We start from the raw sequence: 25929 nt of genomic DNA on the forward strand, positions 1-25929 counted from the left end.
TCAAACACTTTTTTGAATTTATTTTCGAATCGAACTTAAACTCAAATGGTTCGGCTAGTTAGCCTACTGAACTAGTGCGAAGCGTTGTGCGCTCTGCCGTGTCAGTGAGGCGCATTATAGAGATGCTCGTCACATTGGCAAGGCTTTTTTTCAATAAATTTAAGAAAAAAGCCTTTTCGCTCGTTTTTTGAGTGAAAGGCTTATTTATCTATTTTTACCCCCTAGTTAGGTACAGGTTATCCACAGACTTATTCTAAATTGGCTAATTTCATATGCGGCAGACAATAAAAAAGAAACCGCATGAGCGGTTTCTTTTTCTGTATAGAGGGTAATAGAAGGAGGAATGACTAAAAGATTAAATTCCTGAACCGTCTTGCTCTACATTATCTTCGTGTAACCCACATTCTCTTTTAAGACCAAAGAATCGAGTATCTTGCTCCTTCATGCCCGGTTCGAACTTAGTGGTAGTATGAATATCACCAATCGAGAGATAGCCCTGCTCTTTAAGAGGGTGCTGAGGCAGTGCATGCTCCTCTATATAACTATCTACTTGTGCCGAGGTCCAATCCACTATTGGAAGAAACTTAAATACTCCATGTTGAATAGATAGAACCGGTAACCCCTGTCTAGAATCAGACTGACTTCTTCTTAATCCAGAAAACCATGTCCCCGCATTAAGATCAGATAGTGCTCTGCGCATAGGTTCTACTTTATTTAGCTGGTTATACTGAGTAATCCCCTCTACACCCTTCTCCCATAATTGGCCGAATCGCGATTCTTGCCAAGCTGGACTTAAAGAGCTTCGGTATATCTTTAGGTTGAGACCTAATAGTAGTGTTAACTCATCTATGAACTGATAGGTCTCAGGAAATAAATAACCAGTATCCGTCAGTATCACCGGAATATTCGGTGCCTGTCTCGTTACTAGATGCAGCATCACCGCAGCTTGAGCACCGAAACTTGAAGAGAGCACTATGTTTTGTTGCAGATTTTCCAGTGCCCACGCAATTCTTTGCTCTGTGGTCATGTCCTCTAGCTCAGCATTGAGTTTAGCTAACTCTAGACTCTGCTCTACCTTATTAAGTTTGACTATCTCTTTAAGGTTTGGTTTTTGCGTAAGTTCAAGCATGAAAATCCCTCTTAGATACTAAGACTTCTTCTACGATGCCATCTCTAATGACAAAGTCCCCGAATGCTTCTTCTGGTAAACGCTCACTCGACCAACGAGCCACCAGCGAATCGATCTCTTGCAATATTTGCGCTGAACTGATGTTCTCTTTATACATCTTCGGAACACGAGTACCGGCTTTATTGCCCCCAAGGTGTAGGTTGTATCTATCTGGTGCTTTACCTACTAAGCCAATTTCGGCCAGCATAGCTCGCCCACAACCATTCGGGCACCCCGTTACACGCAATATAATGCTTTCGTCTTTGCTTATGCCGTGCTTTTCCAATATCTCTTCAACATCAGTAACAAACTGAGGGAGGAAGCGTTCTGCTTCTGCCATCGCTAATGGACAAGTCGGAAATGCCACACACGCCATTGAGTCTTTTCGTTGCTGAGACGTAGCAGGATCGAGTAACCCACTTTCAAAGGCTATCTTTTCAATCTGTTCTTTATCTTTTGCATCTACGCCAGCCACTATTAGGTTTTGGTTGGCGGTCATGCGCAAATCACCTTTGTGGATCTTGGCAATATTAGCCACGCCACTCTTTAAGGGCTTACCAGGGTAATCAAGTAATCTGCCATTTTCGATAAACAGAGTCAGATGATGCTTTCCATCAATGCCTTCTAACCAGCCAAACTTATCACCTCTATGAGTTAATTCGTAAGCTTGCACAGGCTCAAAGTTAACCGCAGCGCGCTTTTCGACTTCTTGCTTGAATACCTCTATACCCACTCGGTCTAGAGTGTATTTGGTCTTGGCATTTTTTCGGTTAGAACGATTACCCCAATCACGCTGCGTTGATACTACAGCGGCAGCAACCTCTAGCGTCTTATCAAGAGGAATATAACCAAATTCATCGGCCTTTCTTGGATAGGTAGACGTATCACCATGTGTCATGGCAAGTCCACCGCCAACAAGAACATTAAAGCCGACCAGTTTTCCGTCTTTCGCAATCGCCACAAAGTTAAGATCGTTAGCATGCAGGTCAACATCATTATCCGGCGGTACAACTACCGTTGTCTTAAACTTACGAGGTAAATAGTTGCTACCTAGAATTGGTTCTTCATCGGTAGATTCAAGCTTTTCACCATCTAACCATATCTCTGCATACGCTCTGGTTTTTGGTAATAGATGCTCACTGATCTTTGTTGCCCACTCATAGGCTTGCTGATGCAGTTCCGTTTCCACCGGATTACTGGTACATAAGACGTTACGGTTCACATCCCCAGCTGTAGCGATTGAATCAATCCCGATCGCGTTTAGCGTTTGGTGCATCAGCTTGATATTTGGCTTGAGCACGCCGTGAAACTGAAACGTTTGACGAGTCGTAAGACGAATACTGCCGTACATAGTGCTTTCAGTGGCAAACTTATCGATGGCTAACCATTGCTTTGGGGTAATTACGCCCCCTGGCATACGAGCTCTTAGCATTACATTGTGCAGTGGCTCTAGTTTTTGCTTCGCTCTTTCATTGCGATAGTCTCTATCATCTTGTTGGTACATCCCATGAAAACGAATCAGCTGAAAGTTATCTGCATCGAACCCACCCGTAATCTCATTATCGAGGTCGTTGGTAATGGTACCGCGCAAAAAGTTACTTTCTCTTTTGAGTCTTTCATTGTCAGAAAGTGGGCCTAGCTCTTCACCCAATACAACTTGCTTTTCCATTAGTACACGTCCCTTTGATATCTTTTCTGTTTACGGAGGTCTTTTAACCACTCTTCTGCGCTTTCTGGGTTTAGCCCACCTTGTTGCTGTGCAATTTCCAGTAATGTCGACTGAACATCTTTGGCCATTCGATCAGCATCGCCACAGATATAGAGGTAGGCACCGTCTTGTAGCCATTGCCAAACCTGCTGTGCGTTCTGCTTAAGCTTGTCTTGAACGTAGACCTTGTTTGCACCATCTCTACTGAATGCCACATCTAAGCGACTCAATAAGCCATCTTTTAGGTAACGCTGAAATTCAAGCTGATACAGAAAGTCTTGAGTAAAGGTACGGTCACCAAAGAACAGCCAGTTTTTGCCTTCCGCTTCTCTCGCGTCACGCTCTTGCAAGAAACTTCTAAACGGCGCAATACCTGTACCAGGACCAATCATGATCACTGGAGTGTTGTCATCGGTTGGTAATTTGAAATTGTTGTTGTGTTCAATGAACACCTTGACGTCTTCACCTTCTTCAAGCGAATGTGATAAGAAACCTGAAGCACCACCTACTCTCTGTCCTTTATTGGTTTCGTACTCGACCACACCGACCGTTAGATGAACCTCTTCATCCACTTCGGCTTGTGACGATGAGATGGAATATAGGCGAGGAGTTAGGCGTCGTAGCATAGCGATTAGCTCTGTTGCGCTAAGCTTGGTCTTTTTCTCAGCTAGCACATCCACCACTTGCGTTCGAGCAGCGTATTCTCTTAGCTTGCTTTTATCTTCGATAAGCTTGAGAAGTTTCTTACTCCCCGACTTCTCAGCATATTGAGAAACAAATTGAGGATTAGAAGCGGTCACTTCAAAGTATTCTACGAGCGCTTGTTTTATGGATAGGGTTTCGCCATCAATCTCCACTTGCTCGTCTTTATCTATCGACGCGATTGCTAAGATAGAGTCCACCAGCTGAAGATCATTCTTATACCAAACACCTAGCGCATCACCGGGTTGGTAAGTAATACCCGATTCTTCCAAATCAATTTCGATATGTCTGACATCTTTTGTTGAGTCACGACCTGTAATTTTTTGGTTGGTTAGCAGAGTAGCGGTATATGGGCTTTGCTTAGTGTACTGAGATTGGCTTGCAGACACAGGCAATTGAACCACTGCACTTTGCGTCCCTACAGAGTTATCTTTGAATAGCTCAGCCACTTTATTGAGTGCTTGTGATTGCCACGCGGCAACGGGAGACTCGTAATCCACATCACAATCGATTCTATCTAGAAAAGCGGTCGCCCCTAGCTTGCTTAGTGCAGCGTCAAAGTCTTTGCCCGTCTGGCAGAAGAACTCATAGCTAGAATCCCCTAGCCCTACAACCGCGTATTGCAACTTGTCTAGCTTGGGTGCTTTCTTGGAGGTTAGATAATCATAAAACTCAATGGCATTGTCTGGGACTTCTCCCTCACCATTGGTAGAAGCTACGATCACTACGTGCGTTTCATTTTTTAAATTCTTTAGTTTGTAGTCTGCGGCATCGTAAAGCTTGGCCTGATAACCATCCTCTACCACCTTGGCATGCAATTGCTTAGCGACACCTTTAGCATTGCCCGTTTGCGAGGCAAAGATGATAGAGAGCTGAGAAGCTGTCGCTACAGCTGGTGCTGTATCTGGAACAGAAGCTAAAGAATGGTTTTGGCTGATGCCATAGAAATAGCCACTAACCCAAGCCAACTGCTGTGGCGATAATTCGGCGGCGGCCTGTTTTAGTTGATTGGCTTGATTATCACTCAACGGAGTAGCAAAGCCAGAAAGATCCTTAAGCAACATGGTCACGTTATCCCTGTATATTACGTGACCATAAGATTACCTACTATTTGTAATAGCAATAAAGAATAAAGGGGTATGTTTAATAATCAAAAGGAATGAAAAAGAGTTTTACCTACAAGGCTTCCACTCTCACTTGGCTAAATCCAACCGCCATTGCGCTCTTAGAAGCAGAGTCTAAGTCATTGTAATAGCGCTGTTCTCCTTGGGGATCAGTAAGAGCAAGTATTCCTCCATGACTGTCTCTAAACTCAACCACCCACAAGCCATCTTGATCTGCTTGTTCTACGATTGCTTCTACCAAACGCTCAGAACGATATAACACACGAAGTTCATTGATTGTCATATAAAAGCTTGCTCCTGTTTAACTCTACTAAGGATGGACCAAACCCGTGAAAATGCGAATTGAGAACTGCTATCAATTACAAAGCTATAGGCAATAAAAAGCCCATCCGAGGATGGGCTTTATCATTTTGCTTAATTCTTTAGAAAGCGACCTGTCCACCGACAAACCAACCGTCGACAAAGCCATAGGCTTTGCTATCAAACTCTTTAAAGGTGTAGTCCATTACGCGATAGCCACCGCGCACAACCAAATCGACCGAATCTAGATCGAAGGTGTACTGCAAGCCACCGGTTAGATCTGCAGATTTAATATCGGATGTCTCACCAAAATCAAACTCACCAATAACCGCTAGATTTGTATTAGGCACGGCAATTAATGCATTGGCATACCAGCTAAAGATGATGCCATCAAAGTCACCACTTTTACCTGTATCGGTATCTTCATAGAAACTATTGCGATAGTCAGTCAGAGTAAAGCCAAGATCCAACTCAAGATTTTCAGTTCTCAAAGGTCGATAGTAGAAGGTGTAATCGAACTTATCATGAGCAATGTATTGGGTATCTAACGCCGTATAGCGAATTCTAAAGTTAGGCAGATAAGGCACATCGTGTTCGATTTGTGCGGCTAGAACCGGGATTTCGTCATCTTCTTGACGAGTTTCTCTGATCTTCGTGCTACCCCAGAACATGTCTGCAGTAACCTTACCATGAACACCTGGCTCAGCGACTTTTGCCTGCGCCGACCAAGAACTTGCTAATGCACTGGCTCCTACGACCGCAATTAAAGTGCATTTGTTCATTTTCCACTCCCAAGAAAACTAAAATCGTTACTTTATGAGCAGATACTAGCATACATACACCTTAGTTAAATCAATAACTAACATCATGAACATGCACTTGTACGCTTAAGCACCCAGTAGATCACAACAGCAAGTAGGATATAGGGCAAGAACTTAAGCGCCGCTCCCAGTAAACCTAATACTAGACTGAAGGCAAACACGACGAAAAATGCCATCAATAGGCCAAAAAAAGTCAGGCCAGTAAAGAAAAACACGCCAAAGAACATCAATAACATAAGTAGCTCAAACATAGACACTCTCCAACTACAGATTAATAGGTCAGGGTAACATCGCACATGAACCCCATTACTACACTTATAAAGCAAGTACCTTGCCAATCATGCACGACGCATTAAACCATTGATTAAATACAATAAAAAAGGCCAACACCAAAAGTGAAGGCCCTTTTAAGAGTTTAATTTAGTAAAAATAACCAGTTAATGGTGAGTTTTACACACCTAGCTCTTTAGGGATTTTAGCTAATGCAGCCTCAACCACTTCAATACCCGAACCCGGTTTGTGTGCATTTTCACTAATATAACGTCGCCATTGGCGTGCACCTGGCATGCTTTGGAACAAACCTAGCATGTGACGAGTGATATGCCCTAGGTAAGCACCTTCAGATAGTTGCTGCTCTATGTATGGGTACATAAGTTCAACCACTTCGCTACGCTTAATGACTGGCTTGTCTTGACCAAAGATACGCTGATCTACCTCTGCCAATAAATAGGGATTTTGATAAGCCTCTCGACCGATCATCACGCCATCAAGGTGCTCAAGATGTTCTAACGTTTCTTCTAGGGTTTTCACGCCGCCGTTAACCGCAATATCCAAATGTGGGAAGTCTTTCTTAATCTGATAAGCGCGAGGGTAATCCAATGGTGGGATCTCGCGGTTCTCTTTCGGGCTCAATCCACTCAACCACGCCTTACGCGCGTGAATGGTAAAGTGCTCACAGCCACCCTTCTCGTGTACTGTAGATACAAAGTCAGTCAAAAACTCATACGAGTCTTGATCGTCGATACCAATACGCGTTTTCACCGTTACTGGGATATCAACGACCGATTTCATTTCAGCAATACAATCGGCTACCAATTGTGGCTCAGCCATAAGGCAAGCCCCAAACTTACCGTTTTGAACTCGGTCTGATGGGCAACCGACGTTGAGGTTCACTTCATCATAGCCTCGCTCCTGTGCCAGCTTTGCACAGTGCGCTAGGTCTTTTGCGTTTGAACCACCAAGCTGCAGAGCAATAGGATGCTCCTGTTCGCTAAAGCGTAGAAAGTCACCCTTACCATGAATAATCGCGCCCGTTGTTATCATCTCGGTATACAACAGAGTGTTTTGCGACAGCAACCTGTGAAAGTATCGACAGTGACGATCCGTCCAATCGAGCATCGGAGCGATAGAGAGTCTAGAAGATGGGTACATAAGGTTCAGTCCGCGAATAAAAATGAGGGCGTATTCTACATCCTGTCTATAAAATAGACCAGTTTATTACAGACATAAAAAAGACCAGCACTATGGCTGGCCTTATATATGGGTAGATAAATTACGCTTTGTATTGTTTAAATGCGTTGATCAGACCGTTAGTAGAGCTATCGTGAGAATCTACTGCTGAGTCGTCAGCTAGCTCAGGAAGGATTTGGTTTGCTAGTTGTTTGCCTAGTTCCACGCCCCACTGATCAAAGGTAAAGATGTTCCAAATAACACCTTGCACAAAGATCTTGTGCTCGTACATTGCAATTAGGTTACCCAACGTGCGCGGAGTAATTTGCTTCACAAGAATAGAGTTGGTTGGACGGTTGCCTTCAAATATTTTGAATGGTGCTAGTTCAGCCACTTCTTGCGCTGATTTACCTGCTGCAACAAGCTCTGCTTCAACCACTTCACGAGACTTACCAAACGCCAATGCTTCTGTTTGAGCAAAGAAGTTCGACATTAGTTTCTGATGGTGGTCGCCCGTTGGGTTGTGGCTGATTGCTGGTGCAATGAAGTCACACGGAATCAGTTTAGTACCTTGGTGAATCAACTGGTAGAACGCGTGTTGACCGTTGGTACCTGGCTCACCCCAAATGATTGGGCCAGTTTGGTAATCCACTGCATCGCCGTTACGGTCTGTGTACTTACCGTTTGATTCCATGTTGCCTTGCTGGAAGTAAGCCGCAAAACGGTGCATGTACTGGTCGTATGGAAGAATCGTCTCAGACTCTGCACCGTGGAAGTTGTTGTACCAAATACCGATAAGCGCAAGAATCGTTGGGATGTTGTTCTCAAGATCCGTTGACTTAAAGTGGTTATCCATCTCGTGAGCACCAGCAAGTAGCTCAACGAAGTTGTCGTAGCCTACACCCAGTGCAATAGAAAGACCGATTGCAGACCATAGAGAGTAACGACCACCAACCCAGTCCCAGAACTCAAACATGTTGTCAGTATCAATACCGAACTCAGACACTGCTTGGCCATTGGTAGAAAGCGCAGCGAAGTGTTTAGCAACGTGTGCTTCATCCTGTGCTTCAGCAAGGAACCAATCACGCGCACTGTGTGCGTTGGTCATTGTTTCTTGAGTCGTGAACGTCTTAGAAGCCACCAAGAACAATGTTGTTTCTGGGTTTACTTTCTTAAGCGTTTCAGCGATGTGCGTACCATCAACGTTAGAAACGAAGTGTAGGTTTAGGTGATTCTTGTAGGGTGCTAGTGCTTCAGTCACCATGAATGGACCTAGGTCAGAGCCGCCGATACCGATATTCACTACATCAGTGATTGCTTTGCCCGTATAACCTTTCCACTCGCCACCAATAACGCGGTCAGTGAAAGATTTAATCTTTTCAAGAACAGCATTCACTGCTGGCATTACATCTTCGCCATTAACAACAACAGGAGTGTTGCTACGGTTACGAAGTGCAGTGTGAAGAACAGAGCGTCCTTCAGTTTTGTTGATGGTCTCGCCAGAGAACATTGCGTCGATCGCAGACTTTAGCTCTGTTTGTTTCGCAAGATCAAACAGGTGCTTCATGGTTTCGTCGTTAACTAGGTTCTTTGAGTAGTCAACCAAGATGTCGTCGCCGAAGTTTTTAGAGAAGTTATCAAAACGCTCTGAATCTTGTGCAAAGAGATCTTTCATCTCCATATCTTGAGCTGATTCAAAGTGAGCTGTTAAGGCTTTCCAAGCATCGGTGTGCGTCGGATTGATGTTTTTCAACATTGTGAGTTCCCATTATTTCTAATTTTAAGTTGTGCTTAACAAAGAGCAGACAATGCGACTCAATTGTTAAACTCCCCTGATACTGGTTGTAGTGACCGTGCATTGCTTCGCACCACCACTTTAATAATTTGTTCTAATGTACCGTGTTCTACGGCTGATTTGCGATTATCACTGAAGCGTTTCACTCAGTTGTTGACTTAGCTCACATTTTAGTCGGCTAAACGCTGTCTTTAGTGTAAACAGGTATCACTCGAGAGGTGAGCTTAGTCACCAACTCGTAGGCAATGGTTCCAACATACCTTGCAACTTCTTCTACAGGTAACGCCTCTCCCCAAAGTACAGAAGAATCACCAACTTTGTCGCTAGCGTCTGGCCCAAGATCCACGGTCAGCATATCCATCGATACTCGTCCAACCAATGGGACCTTGCGGTTATTCACTAGGACGGGAGTGCCATTGGGTGCCATACGAGGGTAGCCATCCCCATAGCCAACCGCAATCACACCTATTTTTGTATCTCGTTCTGAAGTCCAGTTTGCGCCATACCCCACGCTTTCACCGGCCTTAAGTTCGTTAACTGCAATAAGATGCGAGCGTAGTGTCATGACAGGGCGATAGCCCAACTGCTGTGCATCGTTATCGCTAAATGGAGATACTCCGTACATGATGATGCCCGGTCGTACCCACTCAAAATGGCTATCACTGCGAGACAATATGCCAGACGAAGCCGCGATTGAGCGTTCACCGGTGCAATTGGCAGTCGTACTCTTAAACAGCTCAATTTGTTGCGAAGTGATTGGGTTTTCTAGCTCGTCTGCGCAACCAAAGTGACTCATATAACGCAGAGGATGCGCCACATTTTTGCAGTTATGTAGGCGCTGAATATACTCATCATAGTGTTCAGGACGTACACCTAAACGATGCATTCCTGTATCCATCTTCAGCCACACAACCACAGGATTTTCCAGTTCGGCTTGCTCTAGAGCCTCTAGTTGCTCCTCGCAATGCACCACGGTTTGTATGTTGTTGGTGACTAAGATAGGCAGATCACTGGCCGAGTAAAAGCCTTCCAATAACAATACAGGTTTAACAATACCGCCGGCACGAAGCTGCAATGCTTCCTCTACGCGAGCGACACCAAAGGCGTCAGCACCTTGTGCGTGTTTGGCCACTTCTAATAAACCGTGCCCATAACCATTGGCTTTAACAACCGCGAGTAAACGGCTGTTAGGCGCCTGTTTATGCAGCATGTCTATATTATGGCAAAGAGCATCGGTGTTAATCGATGCTACAGCAGCTTGCAATCTACTCATGCCAGTTCCTATTCGTCGTCATAATCGAATGCAGGACCGGCGTAGTTATCAAAGCGAGAGAACTGTCCCTGGAATGTTAAACGAACAGAACCAATTGGGCCGTTACGTTGCTTACCTAGAATGATCTCAGCCGTTCCTTTCATAGAACTGTCTGGGTTATAAACCTCATCGCGGTAAATAAACATGATCAAATCGGCATCCTGCTCGATCGCACCTGATTCACGAAGATCCGAGTTGATCGGGCGTTTATCAGCACGTTGCTCCAAGGAACGGTTAAGCTGAGAAAGAGCGACAACCGGCACTTGCAACTCTTTCGCGAGTGCTTTCAAGGAGCGCGATATTTCAGATATCTCCAAGGTACGATTGTCTTGCATACCGGGTACACGCATCAATTGCAGGTAGTCGACCATGATGAGACTTAATCCGCCATTGTCACGGGCGATTCGTCTTGCGCGAGAGCGTAATTCTGTTGGCGTTAAACCTGAGCTATCATCAATGAACATGTTCTTCTTTTGCATCAGAATGCCCATGGTTGATGAGATACGAGCCCAATCTTCATCGTCTAACTGACCAGTACGAATCTTGGTTTGGTCAACGCGAGATAAAGAGGCTAACATTCTCATCATAATCTGTTCTGAGGGCATCTCTAGAGAGAAAATAAGAACTGGCTTATCGGAGCTCATCGCCGCGTTTTCACACAGGTTCATCGCAAATGTGGTTTTACCCATAGATGGACGAGCTGCAACGATAATCAGATCCGAAGGCTGTAGGCCTGCCGTTTTCTTGTTCAGATCGTTAAAACCAGAATCGACACCCGTTACGCCATCTTGCGGGGTTTTGTATAACTCCTCGATGCGCTCCAGAGTTTTCTCAAGAATGTTATCGACATTCTGCGGGCCGTCTTTCTCATTACTGCGCTCTTCGGCAATGGCAAAAACCTTGCTCTCAGCAAAGTCGACAAGATCACCCGATGAACGACCTTGTGGGTCATAACCCGCATCTGCAATCTCGTTAGCCACACCAATCAGGCTTCGAACGACGGCTCGTTCTGCCACTATCTCAGCGTACGCATTGATGTTTGCCGCACTCGGAGTGTTCTTTACAAGGTCGGCTAGATAAGCGAATCCACCCACATCTTCAAGTTGCTCACGACGCTCTAAGAACTCGGATAGCGTAATTAAATCCAGAGGCTGGCTGTCTTCAAGAAGGGTTTTCACCGCTTCAAAGATCAATCTATGCGGACGACTATAAAAGTCTGTTGCCATCACTTTTTCAGCAACGGTATCCCAACGCTCATTATCCAGCAATAGTCCACCAATTACCGATTGCTCAGCCTCTAATGAATGTGGAGGCGCTTTGATTGCATCGACTTGGGAATCTTGTTTTGTGTTTGTTCGTTGATCTACCATGAATGTGCTCAGTGACTTGCTGTTCTTTGCATTATACCAATGCTAATGATGATGTGTTTAGAAAATTATCTTTAATAGATATCATCATGAAAACTATTAACTTATTTCATTGTCTCTAGAATGGCAGCTTTGGAGTTGAGATAATACCTACTGTATAATTTTTTACCTAAGCTTGACGCTTAACCAAAAAGTTGGGGTACAATGCGCCAGCGCTATTTTATGCTAGAGGTATTTCGTGTCTAAAAAATTGCTATTTTGTCTGGGGTCTCTGATGTGCTCAGTGCTCCACGCGGAAGAGCTTATTGATGCGGATATCGAGAGCCCTTCCCCCTTCAAGAGTGAAGTCGAGTTTGGTTACCAGGCTCACTCTGGAAACTCAGATTCAGAATCTCTCAACGCTCGTCTCAGTGGCGAATACATCAAGAATCGCTATCGTTTAACCGGCGAGTGGAAGTATTACCTGCTGTATAAAGACGGTGAAGAAGATAAACGCCAATCGACGTACGACCTGCAAGGGGATTACAAGTTAGGCCCAAAGAGCTACGCCTACTCAAGTTTTAGTGGCTATGACTCCAAATACAGCGCTTACTTTACTGATTACACGATATCAGCGGGTCTGGGTTACCAGCTTATGAATACCAAGTATTTATTGATTGAGGGAGAGCTTGGTCCTGGTTTTCGTTACCAAGAGCCAAATTTAGATGAAATTGACGATGACGATATCGTATTTCCTGAAACAGTCAGTGAGGCGATCATTCGTACCAACCTAGCGATGACTTGGAAGCCAATCAAGACGTTAGCAATAAGTGGCAATCTTACGGTTGTTGCCGGTGAGAGTAACACCAGAACAGATACCGAGATTTCTGTCATCAATGAGATCACCAACGATATCGCACTCAAGCTGGTGCATAACCGTCAGTACCACAACAAAGTACCCGATGGGTTAAGCAATACCGACTCGGTATTCTCCGTTAACCTGCTGTTCCTTTTCTAGCAAATCTTATTTTCTAGACATAAAAAAACACCGACCAAGGCCGGTGTTTTAAAATCGTCTTTAGAGTAAAGAATTACTCTGCAGCAACAACTTGTAGTTTCACAGTTGCGAAAACTTCAGAATGAAGTTGAACGCTTACTTCGAACTCACCAGTGTTACGTAGTGCGCCTTCAGGAAGACGAACTTCGCTCTTAGCAACTTCAACGCCAGCAGCTGTAACAGCGTCAGCGATGTCACGAGTACCGATAGAGCCGAATAGTTTGCCTTCGTCACCAGCTTTAGAAGCGATAACAACTGCTTCTAGAGTGTTAACTTTCTCAGCACGAGCTTCAGCAGCACCAAGTTGCTCAGCAACTTTAGCTTCTAGTTCAGCACGACGAGCTTCAAACATTTCAACGTTAGCTTTAGTAGCCATTACTGCCTTATTCTGAGGAATAAGGTAGTTACGAGCGTAACCAGATTTAACGTTAACAGTATCGCCAAGTGCACCTAGGTTACCGATTTTATCAAGTAGAATAACTTGCATTATTTAATCCTCTATTTAATAAACGGTGCCGATTACTGATGCTTATCAGTGTACGGCAGTAGTGCTAGGTAGCGAGAACGCTTGATTGCACGAGCTAGTTGACGCTGATATTTAGCGCTTGTACCAGTGATACGGCTAGGTACAATTTTACCAGCTTCAGTGATGTAGTTTTTAAGAGTTGCTACGTCTTTGTAATCAATCTCTTGTACGCCTTCTGCAGTGAAACGGCAGAATTTACGACGACGGAAGAAACGAGCCATGGGCTATCTCCTGATCTTAAATTTGAGTGATATCTTGGGCATGTAAAACCAGTTTTCCTGAGCCATTTCGACTCATTTGATAAGCAACAAAGCCGCTTACCCTGATTGTACTGCCTTTAACTAGTTCTTGAGTTAATGTGTGTGACCCTTTGCCACTCACCACTACAGGCATTCGACAGTAAACCTGTCTTGGAAGCTCAGCTTCCATCACATTTGAGCGATGCTCGAGCCAAAATTGGCAATGTGATATCCCCGAGGGGCTTTGCGTTCGAATAGGGTCTTTAGCAACAATGCCGCTTAAGTCCATTCGATTGGTCATACAATCAATTACTCAGCAGATGCTTCTGGCTTAGCTTCAGTACGCTCTTCGCGACGAGGAGCACGCTCTGCACGCTCTTCTTTTTGCTTAAGCATGATTGATTGCTCAGTCACAGCGCCTTTAGTGCGCATGATCATGTTGCGTAGAACTGCATCGTTAAAACGGAAAGCAGTTTCTAGCTCGTCGATCACAGCTTGACCAGCTTCAACGTTCATAAGAACGTAGTGAGCTTTATGAAGCTTGTTGATTGGGTAAGCCAGTTGACGACGACCCCAGTCTTCTAGACGGTGGATAGTACCGCCAGCTTCGTTGATAGAACCAGTGTAACGCTCGATCATGCCAGCAACTTGCTCGCTTTGATCAGGGTGCACCATGAATACGATTTCGTAATGACGCATGTGTTGCTCCTTACGGATTATTAGCTTCCACGAATGGCTCGGTCGTCCAGAGGAAGCAAGGAACTAAAGATAAATGACCGAGTTTTAAGGACGGCAAATAGTACAGAAAGCAGTCAGTAAGATCAAGTAAAAAAGGGGCTTCTGCAGAATATAGTTTTCGCACTCCCAATTATCTTTCATCTGTTAAGGCTGCTGATTCATAAACCCTTGTTTCTTAAGGTAACTAAGAACTGACTGTGAAAATTCAATATGGGACTCTTTGGTGTATTTTAGCTTGGTATAAACCTGAGCCAAATTCTCAACGCCAGACTCTTCAATCATCTGCTTAAGCTCAGGAAACGCCATGTAACGTTGCCAACCTGCGGTTTCTCGCTGTTGATAGATATCAGAGATCTGCTGTTCGGTATGGTCTTGGTATACCTCATTGTGCACTAGGCCAGCCAGAGGTAAGCGGTCACGAATCTGTGGGGATTCATCTGCGTACCCTAGTGAGTACCCTACGACAGGTACAACACCTTCAGGGAGTTCGAGTATCTCGCCAATTTGCTCACAATTGGCCAAGGTAGAGCCCATGTAACACAAGCCCAATCCTTTCGCTTCCGCTGCAATAGCCACATTCTGCGAAACCAATGTGGCATCAATGGCTGCGATCATGAAGCTCATAAAGTTATCGAAATTTAGCGGAGCACCACTTTGTGCCAGCCATTTTCGCATGCGTCTAAAGTCGGCACAAAACGTCAACAATACTGGGGCATCCACCACCATAGATTGCTGCATATGAGGCTCATACAATGCCTTTCTCAGCTTTTCATCTTTGGTCACTATGATGGAGTACGATTGCATGTTGCCCGATGATGAGGCGCGAATACCGGCCTCTAGAACCTCATTAAGAGTCTGTTCTGAAATAGGTTGGTCTTTATATTCGCGAATGGAGCGATGAGAGTGAAGGGCTTGAAAAACGTCCATGAAGATCTAATCCTTGATACAAAAATAGGAGCCGAAGCTCCTATTTTATCATGGGTTAATTGTGCTTAACCTTGACGCTGTCTCACTGCTTCAAATAAGCAGACACCAGAAGCAACAGAAACATTCAGGCTTGATACTGAACCAGCCATTGGGATCTTAATCAAATCGTCACAGGTTTCACGAGTAAGACGGCGCATACCATCCCCCTCAGCACCCATAACGATAGCTAAAGGTCCGGTTAGCTTGCTCTGATAGACATCATGAGTTGCCTCACCAGCCGTGCCTACGATCCAAACGCTCTGCTCTTGTAGGTGACGCATCGTGCGCGCTAGGTTCGTTACACGAACCAGTGGCACAGTTTCTGCTGCGCCACATGCCACTTTGCTTACCGTAGCGGTAAGAGGGGCTGATTTATCCTTAGGAACAATCACTGCCGCGACACCCGCCGCATCTGCGTTGCGCAGACAAGCACCTAGGTTGTGTGGGTCCGTAACGCCATCCAAGATAAGAAGTAATGGATTAGTCTGAGACGCTAAGATCACATCTAGGTCGTTTTCATTCAGAGCTTTGGCTGCCTTAACACGGCCAATAATGCCCTGATGGTTTGCGCCCTTTGCTTTGTCGTCCAACGCCTTACGGCCAGTTTGCTGAATGGACACGCCAAATGCTTGTAGCTGATTGATTAAAGGTAACAAACGGTCATCCTGACGCCCCTTTAAAACAAACGCTTCGATAAAGCGTGCAGGATCTTTTTCTAGTACCGCTTTAACTGCGTGGATACCGTAAATATATTCGCTACTCATTATTTGCTTCTCTTATTTCTTCGAATCACGCGCTTTATTCTTGTTGCTACGTGCTTTACTCTTTCGGGCTTTTTGCGACTTTCGCTTCTTCGATGCGGGTTTCTCATCAGAGCTGCCATCTGGACGAACCGTAGGTTCTACCATAGTCTTCGCACGTTTGGAGCGGCCTTTTCCTGCTGCATCCTCTTTCTTTTTATCAAAGCGTTTCGCTTCTTCTACTAGGCGTTTCTTCGCCGTTTTTCCTTTGCCTTTAGGCGTACGTACCGTACCCGCTAATTCAAAATCAATCTGTTTATCGTTAAGATTAACGGCTAACACCTTCACCTTAACCTGATCGCCTAAGCCATATATCTGGCCCGAGCTTTCACCCACCAACCTTTGGCTCACTGCATCATAGCGATAATAGTCATTGGCCAATGCAGATATATGCACCAAGCCATCGATGTGTAGCTCAGTCAGCCTCACGAAGAAGCCAAAACCCGTGACATTAGCAATAACGCCATCGAGTTCTTCACCCACGTGGTCTTGCATGTACTCACATTTCAACCAATCGGCTACATCACGGGTCGCATCATCGGCACGGCGCTCTGTCATTGAGCACTGCTCACCATATACATCCATATCATCAAAGGAGTAATGGAAGCCACCCGTTGGAGTCCATCGGTCTTGATTGCGGCCTTCTTGCTTGGCAATCAAGTACTTGATTGCTCGGTGCAACAATAAGTCAGGGTAGCGACGAATAGGAGAAGTGAAGTGTGCGTATCGCTTCAGTGCTAGTCCAAAGTGCCCAGCGTTATCGGGATTATACACAGCTTGCTTCATTGAGCGTAGCAACATTGTTTGAATCAGCTCTTTATCCGGTCGCTGGGTGACAACGTGCATCAAATCGGCGTAATCAGTCGGTGACGGCTCTAGCCCACCGTTTAGAGTTAAGCCAAGCTCACTCAAGAAGTCTTTGAAACCAACAAGTCGTTGCTCTCCAGGAGATTCATGAATTCGATACAGAGCGGGTTCTTTTAATTTCTCTACCAGTGAAGCTGAGGCAATGTTTGCTAAGATCATGCACTCTTCAATGAGCTTATGGGCATCATTGCGAATAACAGGCTCAATGCGGTCAATCTTTCTATCCGCATTGAAGATAAATTTAGTTTCTACTGTTTCAAACTCTATCGCCCCTCGGCCGTCTCGAGCCGTCTTAAGAGTACGATACATATTATGCAGTTCTTGAAGGTGCGGCACTAAAGGCTCATAGCGCTGGTTAAGCTCTTCATCGCCATTGAGAATGTCATTCACCTTGGTATAGGTTAAACGAGCGTGGGAGTTCATTACAGCTTCGTAGTGCTTATAGCCCGATAGCTTACCGCTTTCGGAAACCGTCATCTCGCACACCATACACAAGCGATCAACTTCTGGGTTTAGTGAACACAAGCCGTTCGAGAGCACCTCAGGCAGCATAGGGACAACCTGAGAAGGGAAATACACAGAGTTGCCACGATTGATAGCTTCTTTGTCTAGCGCTGAATCAGGACGAACGTAGTAGCTGACATCGGCAATGGCCACCCATAAACGCCAGCCACCGCTTTTCTTCTTCTCACAGAAAACGGCATCATCGAAGTCTCGGGCATCCTCGCCGTCGATGGTCACCAATGGCAACTCTCTAAGGTCAACACGCCCTTTTTTCGCCTGCTCTGGCACTTCTTCTTCAAGGGAAGCGATTTGCTTGGTGACCTCTTCAGGCCATTCATTTGGAATTTGGTGTGTACGAATAGCAATTTGAGTTTCCATGCCCGGTGCTAGGTTTTCTCCCAGTACCTCCACCACTTGACCTGTCATGCCTCGAGAACGACTCCCCCTGTCGGTGATCTCGATAACAACGACATTCCCCATTCGAGCACCCATTCTATGTTCTTTAGGGATGAGGATATCTTGATGGATTCTTGAATCGTCGGCGACAACATACGCTTGTCCAAACTCCAAGAAGAAGCGACCAACGATCTGCATAGAACGCTCTTCAAGTACTCGAACAATACGCGCCTCTTTTCGGCCTCGTTTGTCGGTGCCAGATTCTTGAGCGAGAACATAGTCACCGTGAATGATGCCACGCATCTGATGGAATGGCAGAACAAGGTCATGCTCTTTGCCAATCACACCCTCAGGGCGTACCCAACCATAGCCATCTTTATGACCGATTACATGCCCTTTTATCATCTCGAGTTTTTCTGGCAAGGCGAAGCATTGACGACGAGTAAACACTAGTTGGCCATCGCGCAACATAGCATTTAGCCTGCGGCGTAAGCCTTCATATTGTTCTTCACCATCAAGCTCAAGGGCAGTAAATAAATCATTGCGATTCATTGGTGCGCCAGCACTTTCTAGAAAGCTTAAAATAAACTCTCTACTCGGTACTGGGTTTTCATAATTTTTCGCCTCTCGATCTGCATGGGGGTCAAGAGAATTAGAATCGGACATGGGGGTGCTCATTAATTAGAATAATTGAGTAAAGTATATTCTAGTAATGCCCCACAAGGAAAAAATGCTTTAAAAATTAATGAAATATTCGCTTTTTCGAACGTTAAGCAAGTGAGAAGTATGGTCAGAGCAACGCCCTGACCACATTGTTTACATTATGGTACTGGCGCTTGCTATTATCGTTGCCAGTTTAAGTAATGCTACGACTATCGAATCTGATACTTCTAAACTAAATTGTACTTTCATAAATCGACTATACCTGTGGTTGGTTGACGGTTTGGTTAAGTAACAGAAGCAGTTGGCCAACATTTTCTAGTTAGTAGCTATTATATTCTAGTAATGCCCTACGACGAAAAAATGCTTTAAAAATTAATGAAATATTCGCTTTTAACGTCTAGCCCTTGGACAAAAGAATCATCAGGTCCGAATTGTCATCCACCAAATCATCAAGATTGCATTTATCGAGCTCTGCCAAAAACGCTTCCTTTGCTTTGTGCAGGTAGCCCTTAAGTCGGCATGCAGGGGTAATATGGCAAAATTCGGGGGAGCAGTTGATGACTTTCAGTGGTTCTAGCTCTCTAATTACATGCCCTATATTTATGTCACTGGCTGGCTTATTCAGTCTAATGCCACCATTCTTACCTCGAATAGTTTCAATAAAACCGGTTTGCCCTAGTTTATTAACAATCTTAACCATGTGATTGCGAGAGATATCGAACACTTCACTGACCTGGGTAATGTTTGTCAGTTCATCATCTTTCAGTGCAGCTAAATAGATGAGAGTGCGGATGGCATAGTCAGTAAAGCTTGTAATTTGCATAGTGGTACTCCGTATCGTTCCGCAAGTGTAATTCTTTTGTTGACTTTAATATACATTTTATACAACATATAAACATGTATTTGAAATACACCTTAAAATGGATAATGAAGATGTTAGAACAAAAAACCATTGATATCGTTAAAGCTACTGCCCCACTTTTGGCAGAAACCGGCCCTAAATTGACGGCGCATTTCTATGATCGCATGTTTGCTCATAACCCAGAGCTGAAAGACATCTTTAACATGAGCAATCAGCGCAATGGCGACCAAAGAGAGGCATTGTTCAATGCTATCTGTGGTTACGCATCTAACATCGACAACCTAGGTGCTCTATTACCTGTTGTGGAAAAAATCGCACAGAAACACACCAGTTTCATGATCACCGCAGAGCAATACAATATTGTCGGCAGCCACCTACTAGGCACTATCGACGAATTATTTGCTCCTGGCCAAGAGGTACTTGATGCATGGGGTAAGGCATACGGCGTATTGGCCAATATCTTTATCCAGCGTGAGGAGCAAATTTATGTGGCTAATGAACAAAGCCAAGGTGGCTGGCGTGGGCTTCGTGAATTCGAGGTTGTTGAGAAGAAAGTAGAAAGCTCAGTAATCACTAGCTTCGTATTTAAGCCTGTTGATGGTGACTCGGTTGCTGACTTTAATCCAGGGCAGTATCTAGGTATCTACCTCAACACACCGAAATTTGAAAACCAAGAAATTCGCCAATACAGTCTATCGGCAGCACCAAATGGAAACACCTACCGCATCTCGGTGAAGCGTGAGGAAGAAGGCAAGGTATCCAACTACCTGCATGATCATCTACAGCGAGGCGATGTTGTTAAACTGGCACCTCCGGCCGGTGATTTCTTCTTGGACTCTGAATCAAAAGAGCCTGTGGTTCTTATCTCTGCGGGTGTTGGCCTTACGCCTATGCTGTCTATGCTAGAGACGCTTGAGCAAGGCGAGCAAGCAGTGACTTGGTTGCATGCGGCTGAAAATGGCGAGCATCATGCCTTTAAAGAGCACGTATCCCAGCTTTGTAACAATAAGGATAACTTTGAGCACTTCACTTGGTATCGCAGCCCTCTAGCATCGGATCTCCGCTCAGAAGACTATCAAGCAGAAGGCTTGATTGACCTGTCTAAATTGAGCCAAGAACAGCTACCAAAGAATGCCAAGGTGTACTTCTGTGGTCCTGTCCCTTTCATGCAAGCGGTCGCTCAGCAGCTCACCGATCTAGGCTATAAGCAAGATCAGCTAAACTACGGGTGCTTTGGACCACATAAGGTTCTTTAATCAAAAGCAGAATGACAGACACAAAAAAACCGGCAATAGCCGGTTTTTTTTATTCAAGATACTTATTCAATTAAGAATTGAATGGGTGAACCTTGATCATAGTCTCGTTACGGTCAGGACCAGTAGAGATGATGTCGATCGGCACGCCAGTTAGCTCTTCGATACGCTTGATGTAATCTAGTGCTGCTTGTGGCAGTTCTTCAATAGACTTGGCACCAAAGGTAGTTTCAGACCAACCAGGAACTGTTTCGTAGATTGGTGTTGCTTCTTCAAATGCTTCTGCAGCCATTGGAGAAACTTCTAGAACAGTACCGTCTTTCATCTTGTAACCAGTACAGATTTTCAGTTCTTTAAGACCATCTAGTACGTCTAGTTTAGTCAGACAGAAGCCTGTTACTGAGTTGATTTGAACCGCACGGCGCATAGCTACTGCATCGAACCAACCAGTACGACGTAGACGACCTGTTGTAGCACCAAACTCATGACCTACGTCACCAAGGTGTTTACCTACTGGGTCTTGCTTGTCTAAGCCATCGTAAAGTTCCGTTGGGAACGGACCAGAACCAACACGGGTACAGTAAGCTTTTGCAATACCTAGGATGTAACCAATGTGACGAGGACCAAAACCAGAACCTGCTGCTACACCACCAGCTGTAGTGTTAGAAGAAGTTACGTACGGGTAAGTACCGTGGTCGATATCCAGAAGTGTGCCTTGAGCACCTTCGAACATGATCTTATCACCACGTTTACGTGCTGCGTCTAGTTCGTCAGTAACATCAATGACCATAGAAGTTAGAAGGTCTGCATAGCTCATCGCTTGCTCAAGAACTTCTTCATAACTTACTGTGTCAGTTTTGTAGTAATGCTCTAGTTGGAAGTTATGGTATTCCATAACTTTCTTTAATTTCTCAGCAAATGTAGTCTTATCGAACAAATCGCCTACACGTAGGCCACGACGAGATACTTTATCTTCATACGCTGGACCAATACCACGACCTGTAGTACCGATTGCTTTTTTACCAAGAGCTAGCTCACGAGCTTGATCGATTGCGATATGGTAAGGAAGAATTAGTGGACATGCTTCTGAAACGAATAGACGCTCGCGTACTGGGATTCCGCGCTCTTCAAGAGGCTTCATTTCTTTCAGAAGTGCATCTGGAGAAAGTACAACACCATTGCCGATAATGCATTTTACATTATCACGCAGGATGCCTGATGGAATTAAGTGTAGAACGGTTTTTTCACCGTCAATAACTAGAGTGTGGCCTGCATTGTGACCGCCTTGGTAGCGCACCACGTACTTCGCATCTTCAGTTAAAAGGTCAACGATTTTACCTTTACCTTCGTCACCCCATTGGGTGCCTAAAACAACTACGTTATTTCCCATCTTTCCAAATCTGATTGCTAGTTAAAAAAGGATTCTAGCACCGAAAAATCAAATTTGCAGTCATTTTTTAGACACTAACCATAAAATAATGGCGGTTATTCAAATTGATTTAAGCTGAAAACCAATACTTTATTAATGCTCACAGTAACATAAAGGTAATTACTGCCCCTGCAACCACAAGACATCCGCCCAGTCTTCTCAGCTGATTATCCGGCTGCTGGCTCAATTGTGCCATCATATTGCGCCATGCGTTTGGAGCCAATAATGGACCAATCCCTTCGAGTATTAAAACCAAGCCTAAGGCAATCCATATCCCTTGAGACATATCTATTTCCTATTAAGAATGAATAAAAAAGGCTCCTATGATAGGAGCCTTTGCGATATCTAGCTGATATTACTTACGCGGTGCGCCGCTTGAATCGTTCATGAAGCGGAAGAAATCGCTCTTCGGATCAAGGACCATAATGTCCCCTTTCTGAGAGAATGACTTCTCATACGCTCTAAGTGAACGAACGAAGCTGTAGAACTCAGGATCTTTGTTGTACGCTTCAGAGTAAATCTTAGCAGCAGTTGCGTCTGCATCACCTCGAGTTACTCGTGCCGTTCTGTCAGCCTCAGCAAGTACAGTTGCTACCTCTAGCTCAGCTTGAGCTCGGATAACATCTGCCTTCTCACGACCTTGAGAACGGTGCTTACGCGCTACAGATTCACGCTCAGCACGCATACGACGGTAGATAGACTCAGAGATTTCATCCGGTAGGTTGATCTTCTTCATTCGGAAGTCAACAACACGAACGCCCAAGTCATCCATCGCGCTTTGGCGAGTATCTTCCAAAACGACTGCCATGATCTTATCACGCTCACCGTCAATCTCTACAGCAGCACGAGCCGCTTCAGAAACTGTTTCTTCCAGCTCTTCCTCATCCGGTAAAACGGCTTCATTACGAGGACCCGATACAATCTGCTTGATTTCACGAGAACCGATTTCAGCACGAAGCACGTCTGTTACTTTACGCTCCAATAGGGCTTGCGCTGTAAGCGCATTACCACCACCGGTTGCCAAGTAATATTGACCAAAGTCTTCGATACGCCATTTCACGTATGAATCGATGATGACGTCTTTTTTCTCAGACGTTACAAAGCGGTCAGAACGGCCGTCCATGGTTTGAATACGAGCGTCTAGACGCTTAACGTTGTCAAACAATGGCATTTTAAAGTGCAGACCTGGCTCGTGGATACGAGACATATCATTGTTGTCTTTCAAGATACGACCAAATCGAACCACGATACCGCGCTCACCCTCAGGGACAACGAATACCGACATTAGCATTAGTGCGAGTGCAACCACCAATACTGGGATCATTAACTTACGCATTCCTAGTATCTCCCTTGACGAGTAGTAGTTGAACGAGTGTCAGTTGAAGACGACTGCGGTGTTGTCGCCGCATCTAGCTCTATCTTATCGTACACTGAAGATGACTTATCAGAACGCTTGGTTGAAGAACTATCCTGACCCGCTAACTTGTCGATTGGCAAGTACAATAAGTTACCGCTTGATTCAGAATCAATAAGTACTTTAGACGTGTTTGAGTACACTTCTTCCATTGTATCTAGGTACAGACGGTTACGAGTAACCTCTGGCGCCGCTTGATATTCTGGTAGTAGTTTTTCAAACTGAGCCACTTGACCAAACGCTTCGTTAACGATGCGCTCGCTGTAACCTAGTGCCTCTTTCTTCAGACGCTCTGCACGACCTGTCGCTTTCGGCAAAATTTCATTCTTGTAAGCTTCTGCCTCACGAATGAAACGCTCCTCATCCTCACGCGCTGCGATAGCGTCATCGAATGAGTCTTTAACTTGCTCTGGTGGACGTGCTGATTGGAAGTTGACGTCAACAACAAGGATACCCATGTCGTAGCCATCAATGATTTCATTCAGAGTCTCTTGAGTGCTTTGACGAATTTGCTGACGACCACTTGTCAGGATGCTATCCATCAAAGAGTCACCGATTACTGCACGCAAAGCAGAATCTGTAGCTTGACGCAAACTGTCATCAGCGTTTGTTACGCGATACAAGTATTTGTATGGATCAGATACGCGGTACTGAACACCCATACCAACAGTTACAACGTTTTCATCTTTCGTAAGCATTAAGCCCGAAGCTTGAAGTGCACGAATTGCTTCAACGTTTACTGTTGTTACTTCATCGACGAAACGTGGACGCCAGTTCAGACCAGGATCTACGATGCGATCGTATTTACCTAGACGAAGTACGACACCACGCTCTGCTTCACCTACTGTGTAGAAACCAGAGGCAACCCAGATAACGATAGCGACTACAGCAATTAGACCGAAGCCAATTGCACCGCCACCACTTGATGATGAACCACCACCACGCTTACCAAATTTACCACCCAGCTTTTGACTTAGTTTGCTAAACACTTCATCTAAATCTGGCGGTCCTTGATTGCGACCACCGGATTGCTGATTGCCACGATCTTTATTACCCCAAGGGTCATTGTCGCGGCCATTGTTTCCGTTGTTATTTCCAGGCTCGTTCCACGCCATTAGAAAACTCCATCACTAGATATGACGTTATAAAGTAACAGTCTTTTAACCGACTATAAAGTCGTCCAACTGCGCCTCTTCCCTCTTTTGCAGTCTAGCCCAATCGGCTTGCTGCATTCGAATATCAATCAACAAGTTACCTTCTGAATCATACGCCTCTTGTCGAATAGATTTCATATTGAAAAATACACTGCGTAAACGCCCCTGATACAGGGGAGGTATACTCAAGGTATATTCGACCATTTGACTTGCTAAGCGTTCAGTCAACGCTTGAAACAGCAGGTCTAAACCCAAGCCTTCCATCGCAGAAACCCACACTGTAGTGGGCACACCCTCTTCGTTATATTCAATACGAGGAGACTGTTGTTCCATGTTGTCTATCTTGTTCATGACAAGTAAGACTGGGATCTCGTGCGCATCGATCTCTTCTAAGACGATATCGACGGCTTGGACATTCTCTCTGAAACGTTCGTCACTAGCATCTATAACATGTAACAAGATGTCTGCTTCTTGGGTTTCCTGCAAGGTTGCCTTAAAAGCAGCAACCAAATCATGCGGAAGATGACGAATAAAACCTACGGTATCCGCAAGGATAGCAAGGCCCACATCGTCTAACTCTATTTTACGTAGAGTTGGGTCCAAAGTAGCAAATAACTGGTCAGCTGCATAAACGCTAGCTTCAGTAATCCTATTAAACAGAGTGGATTTACCGGCGTTGGTATAACCAACCAAAGAGACAGTGGGGATTTCAGCTCGCTTTCTTGCTCTGCGGCCTTGTTCGCGCTGCTTAGCTACCTTTTCTAGGCGACGTAAAATCGCTTTGATTCGATCTCTTAGCAAACGACGGTCGGTTTCAAGCTGGGTTTCACCCGGCCCTCTTAAACCAATACCACCTTTCTGTCTCTCCAAGTGAGTCCAACCACGAATCAATCGGGTGGAGATATGACGCAACTGCGCCAACTCTACTTGCAGTTTACCCTCATGGGTTCTCGCCCTTTGAGCAAAAATATCCAAGATAAGACCGGTACGATCTAGCACTCGGCATTTGCACAACTGTTCTAGGTTTCGTTCCTGAGCAGGAGAAAGGGAATGGTTAAAGATAACTATCTCAGCCTCAAGTTGCTGAACGAAATCAGCAATTTCTTGTGCTTTACCCTCACCCACAAAGTACTTCGCATGGGGGGACTGACGGCTACCCGTTATGGTATGCAGGTTGTTAACACCCGCAGAAGACACTAACATCTCAAATTCAGCTAGGTCTTCCCACTCCCCTTCCTGTGTAAAATTAATATGAACAAGTACCGCCTGTTCACCTGATTCATACCGGTCAAACAAGCGATAAGCTCCTTACACAAGATACTTGATGATTAAATAA

25 protein-coding genes are annotated in these 25929 nt (G+C 44.9%); 2 read left to right on the forward strand and 23 right to left on the reverse strand.

Annotated features, from left to right (window positions below; all coding sequences use genetic code 11):
• Positions 1-355 precede the first annotated feature (355 nt).
• The 10 genes from A6E01_RS11755 to A6E01_RS11800 all read right to left on the reverse strand — a co-directional run bounded on the left by A6E01_RS11755 (position 356) and on the right by A6E01_RS11800 (position 11749).
• On the reverse strand, positions 356-1129 hold the full coding sequence (locus A6E01_RS11755; protein WP_017027490.1) for a phosphoadenylyl-sulfate reductase: 774 nt from the start codon (positions 1127-1129) through the stop codon (positions 356-358).
• On the reverse strand, positions 1122-2837 hold the full coding sequence (gene cysI / locus A6E01_RS11760; RefSeq protein WP_017027491.1) for an assimilatory sulfite reductase (NADPH) hemoprotein subunit: 1716 nt from the start codon (positions 2835-2837) through the stop codon (positions 1122-1124). Before cysI ends, A6E01_RS11755 begins: the two co-directional genes overlap by 8 nt.
• A complete protein-coding gene (locus A6E01_RS11765) occupies positions 2837-4642 on the reverse strand; it encodes an assimilatory sulfite reductase (NADPH) flavoprotein subunit (protein WP_017027492.1) in 1806 nt (601 codons plus the stop codon). The genes cysI and A6E01_RS11765 overlap by 1 nt, the downstream gene beginning before the upstream one ends.
• Positions 4643-4754: 112 nt before the next feature.
• Positions 4755-4985, reverse strand: coding sequence for a hypothetical protein (locus A6E01_RS11770; RefSeq protein ID WP_017027493.1), 231 nt, complete (start codon positions 4983-4985; stop codon positions 4755-4757).
• 139 nt (positions 4986-5124) lie between these two features.
• Positions 5125-5784 (reverse strand): TIGR04219 family outer membrane beta-barrel protein, encoded by a 660-nt coding sequence (locus A6E01_RS11775; RefSeq protein ID WP_017243459.1) that lies wholly within the window; start codon positions 5782-5784, stop codon positions 5125-5127.
• An 83-nt stretch (positions 5785-5867) separates the two neighbouring features.
• A complete protein-coding gene (locus tag A6E01_RS11780; RefSeq protein WP_017027495.1) occupies positions 5868-6074 on the reverse strand; it encodes an envelope stress response protein PspG in 207 nt (68 codons plus the stop codon).
• A gap of 199 nt (positions 6075-6273) precedes the next feature.
• Entirely contained in the window at positions 6274-7254 is a 981-nt protein-coding gene (dusA, locus tag A6E01_RS11785; protein ID WP_026012834.1) for a tRNA dihydrouridine(20/20a) synthase DusA, read from the reverse strand.
• Positions 7255-7375: 121 nt separating this feature from the next.
• Positions 7376-9028 (reverse strand): glucose-6-phosphate isomerase, encoded by a 1653-nt coding sequence (pgi, locus tag A6E01_RS11790; protein WP_065210271.1) that lies wholly within the window; start codon positions 9026-9028, stop codon positions 7376-7378.
• Positions 9029-9245: 217 nt separating this feature from the next.
• A complete protein-coding gene (gene alr / locus A6E01_RS11795) occupies positions 9246-10340 on the reverse strand; it encodes an alanine racemase (RefSeq protein ID WP_065210272.1) in 1095 nt (364 codons plus the stop codon).
• An 8-nt stretch (positions 10341-10348) separates the two neighbouring features.
• Positions 10349-11749, reverse strand: coding sequence for a replicative DNA helicase (locus A6E01_RS11800; RefSeq protein WP_017027499.1), 1401 nt, complete (start codon positions 11747-11749; stop codon positions 10349-10351).
• A gap of 271 nt (positions 11750-12020) precedes the next feature.
• Here A6E01_RS11800 and A6E01_RS11805 point away from each other — a divergent pair, with 271 nt between their 5' ends.
• Complete coding sequence (locus A6E01_RS11805; protein ID WP_065210273.1) at positions 12021-12743, forward strand: DUF481 domain-containing protein; 723 nt, start codon at positions 12021-12023, stop codon at positions 12741-12743.
• A gap of 73 nt (positions 12744-12816) precedes the next feature.
• On the opposite strand, the gene rplI is transcribed toward A6E01_RS11805, so the two are convergent.
• From rplI to nsrR, 8 genes are all read right to left on the reverse strand, one after another.
• The gene (gene rplI, locus A6E01_RS11810; protein ID WP_017027501.1) at positions 12817-13269 is read right to left on the reverse strand and encodes a 50S ribosomal protein L9; all 453 of its coding nucleotides are present in this window, start codon (positions 13267-13269) and stop codon (positions 12817-12819) included.
• A 32-nt stretch (positions 13270-13301) separates the two neighbouring features.
• The gene (gene rpsR, locus A6E01_RS11815; RefSeq protein WP_000090472.1) at positions 13302-13529 is read right to left on the reverse strand and encodes a 30S ribosomal protein S18; all 228 of its coding nucleotides are present in this window, start codon (positions 13527-13529) and stop codon (positions 13302-13304) included.
• A 16-nt stretch (positions 13530-13545) separates the two neighbouring features.
• Positions 13546-13848, reverse strand: coding sequence for a primosomal replication protein N (gene priB / locus A6E01_RS11820; protein WP_026012832.1), 303 nt, complete (start codon positions 13846-13848; stop codon positions 13546-13548).
• 8 nt (positions 13849-13856) lie between these two features.
• On the reverse strand, positions 13857-14246 hold the full coding sequence (rpsF, locus tag A6E01_RS11825) for a 30S ribosomal protein S6 (RefSeq protein ID WP_017032969.1): 390 nt from the start codon (positions 14244-14246) through the stop codon (positions 13857-13859).
• A 183-nt stretch (positions 14247-14429) separates the two neighbouring features.
• Positions 14430-15212 (reverse strand): nitroreductase family protein, encoded by a 783-nt coding sequence (locus A6E01_RS11830; RefSeq protein WP_065210274.1) that lies wholly within the window; start codon positions 15210-15212, stop codon positions 14430-14432.
• 65 nt (positions 15213-15277) lie between these two features.
• Positions 15278-16015, reverse strand: a complete 738-nt coding sequence (rlmB, locus tag A6E01_RS11835; RefSeq protein WP_065210275.1) for a 23S rRNA (guanosine(2251)-2'-O)-methyltransferase RlmB — start codon at positions 16013-16015, stop codon at positions 15278-15280.
• Positions 16016-16027: 12 nt separating this feature from the next.
• On the reverse strand, positions 16028-18484 hold the full coding sequence (gene rnr / locus A6E01_RS11840; protein ID WP_065210276.1) for a ribonuclease R: 2457 nt from the start codon (positions 18482-18484) through the stop codon (positions 16028-16030).
• 394 nt (positions 18485-18878) lie between these two features.
• On the reverse strand, positions 18879-19304 hold the full coding sequence (gene nsrR, locus A6E01_RS11845) for a nitric oxide-sensing transcriptional repressor NsrR (RefSeq protein WP_017027507.1): 426 nt from the start codon (positions 19302-19304) through the stop codon (positions 18879-18881).
• 110 nt (positions 19305-19414) lie between these two features.
• Here nsrR and hmpA point away from each other — a divergent pair, with 110 nt between their 5' ends.
• Entirely contained in the window at positions 19415-20599 is a 1185-nt protein-coding gene (hmpA, locus tag A6E01_RS11850) for an NO-inducible flavohemoprotein (RefSeq protein ID WP_065210277.1), read from the forward strand.
• Between the two features lie 70 nt (positions 20600-20669).
• Here hmpA and A6E01_RS11855 read toward each other — a convergent pair whose 3' ends face one another.
• The 5 genes from A6E01_RS11855 to hflX form a co-directional block, all read right to left on the reverse strand.
• Positions 20670-21986, reverse strand: a complete 1317-nt coding sequence (locus tag A6E01_RS11855; RefSeq protein WP_017027509.1) for an adenylosuccinate synthase — start codon at positions 21984-21986, stop codon at positions 20670-20672.
• 139 nt (positions 21987-22125) lie between these two features.
• Positions 22126-22311, reverse strand: a complete 186-nt coding sequence (locus A6E01_RS11860; protein WP_017027510.1) for a DUF2065 domain-containing protein — start codon at positions 22309-22311, stop codon at positions 22126-22128.
• Between the two features lie 69 nt (positions 22312-22380).
• On the reverse strand, positions 22381-23361 hold the full coding sequence (hflC, locus tag A6E01_RS11865; RefSeq protein ID WP_017027511.1) for a protease modulator HflC: 981 nt from the start codon (positions 23359-23361) through the stop codon (positions 22381-22383).
• A gap of 2 nt (positions 23362-23363) precedes the next feature.
• Positions 23364-24554, reverse strand: a complete 1191-nt coding sequence (gene hflK, locus A6E01_RS11870; protein WP_017027512.1) for an FtsH protease activity modulator HflK — start codon at positions 24552-24554, stop codon at positions 23364-23366.
• Positions 24555-24599: 45 nt separating this feature from the next.
• The gene (gene hflX / locus A6E01_RS11875) at positions 24600-25889 is read right to left on the reverse strand and encodes a ribosome rescue GTPase HflX (RefSeq protein ID WP_017027513.1); all 1290 of its coding nucleotides are present in this window, start codon (positions 25887-25889) and stop codon (positions 24600-24602) included.
• Between the last annotated feature and the right edge of the window lie 40 nt (positions 25890-25929).

This window comes from Vibrio breoganii (assembly GCF_001677275.1).
Lineage (GTDB): Bacteria > Pseudomonadota > Gammaproteobacteria > Enterobacterales > Vibrionaceae > Vibrio > Vibrio breoganii.

Excerpts from the sequence above, each read along its gene's own strand:
- A6E01_RS11755 (WP_017027490.1), bottom strand. The coding sequence starts at position 1,129 with ATGCTTGAACTTACGCAAAAACCAAACCTTAAAGAGATAGTCAAACTT.
- cysI (WP_017027491.1), bottom strand. The coding sequence starts at position 2,837 with ATGGAAAAGCAAGTTGTATTGGGTGAAGAGCTAGGCCCACTTTCTGAC.
- A6E01_RS11765 (WP_017027492.1), bottom strand. The coding sequence starts at position 4,642 with ATGTTGCTTAAGGATCTTTCTGGCTTTGCTACTCCGTTGAGTGATAAT.
- A6E01_RS11770 (WP_017027493.1), bottom strand. The coding sequence starts at position 4,985 with ATGACAATCAATGAACTTCGTGTGTTATATCGTTCTGAGCGTTTGGTA.
- A6E01_RS11775 (WP_017243459.1), bottom strand. The coding sequence starts at position 5,784 with ATGAACAAATGCACTTTAATTGCGGTCGTAGGAGCCAGTGCATTAGCA.
- A6E01_RS11780 (WP_017027495.1), bottom strand. The coding sequence starts at position 6,074 with ATGTTTGAGCTACTTATGTTATTGATGTTCTTTGGCGTGTTTTTCTTT.
- dusA (WP_026012834.1), bottom strand. The coding sequence starts at position 7,254 with ATGTACCCATCTTCTAGACTCTCTATCGCTCCGATGCTCGATTGGACG.
- pgi (WP_065210271.1), bottom strand. The coding sequence starts at position 9,028 with ATGTTGAAAAACATCAATCCGACGCACACCGATGCTTGGAAAGCCTTA.
- alr (WP_065210272.1), bottom strand. The coding sequence starts at position 10,340 with ATGAGTAGATTGCAAGCTGCTGTAGCATCGATTAACACCGATGCTCTT.
- A6E01_RS11800 (WP_017027499.1), bottom strand. The coding sequence starts at position 11,749 with ATGGTAGATCAACGAACAAACACAAAACAAGATTCCCAAGTCGATGCA.
- A6E01_RS11805 (WP_065210273.1), top strand. The coding sequence starts at position 12,021 with ATGTGCTCAGTGCTCCACGCGGAAGAGCTTATTGATGCGGATATCGAG.
- rplI (WP_017027501.1), bottom strand. The coding sequence starts at position 13,269 with ATGCAAGTTATTCTACTTGATAAAATCGGTAACCTAGGTGCACTTGGC.
- rpsR (WP_000090472.1), bottom strand. The coding sequence starts at position 13,529 with ATGGCTCGTTTCTTCCGTCGTCGTAAATTCTGCCGTTTCACTGCAGAA.
- priB (WP_026012832.1), bottom strand. The coding sequence starts at position 13,848 with ATGACCAATCGAATGGACTTAAGCGGCATTGTTGCTAAAGACCCTATT.
- rpsF (WP_017032969.1), bottom strand. The coding sequence starts at position 14,246 with ATGCGTCATTACGAAATCGTATTCATGGTGCACCCTGATCAAAGCGAG.
- A6E01_RS11830 (WP_065210274.1), bottom strand. The coding sequence starts at position 15,212 with ATGGACGTTTTTCAAGCCCTTCACTCTCATCGCTCCATTCGCGAATAT.
- rlmB (WP_065210275.1), bottom strand. The coding sequence starts at position 16,015 with ATGAGTAGCGAATATATTTACGGTATCCACGCAGTTAAAGCGGTACTA.
- rnr (WP_065210276.1), bottom strand. The coding sequence starts at position 18,484 with ATGTCCGATTCTAATTCTCTTGACCCCCATGCAGATCGAGAGGCGAAA.
- nsrR (WP_017027507.1), bottom strand. The coding sequence starts at position 19,304 with ATGCAAATTACAAGCTTTACTGACTATGCCATCCGCACTCTCATCTAT.
- hmpA (WP_065210277.1), top strand. The coding sequence starts at position 19,415 with ATGTTAGAACAAAAAACCATTGATATCGTTAAAGCTACTGCCCCACTT.
- A6E01_RS11855 (WP_017027509.1), bottom strand. The coding sequence starts at position 21,986 with ATGGGAAATAACGTAGTTGTTTTAGGCACCCAATGGGGTGACGAAGGT.
- A6E01_RS11860 (WP_017027510.1), bottom strand. The coding sequence starts at position 22,311 with ATGTCTCAAGGGATATGGATTGCCTTAGGCTTGGTTTTAATACTCGAA.
- hflC (WP_017027511.1), bottom strand. The coding sequence starts at position 23,361 with ATGCGTAAGTTAATGATCCCAGTATTGGTGGTTGCACTCGCACTAATG.
- hflK (WP_017027512.1), bottom strand. The coding sequence starts at position 24,554 with ATGGCGTGGAACGAGCCTGGAAATAACAACGGAAACAATGGCCGCGAC.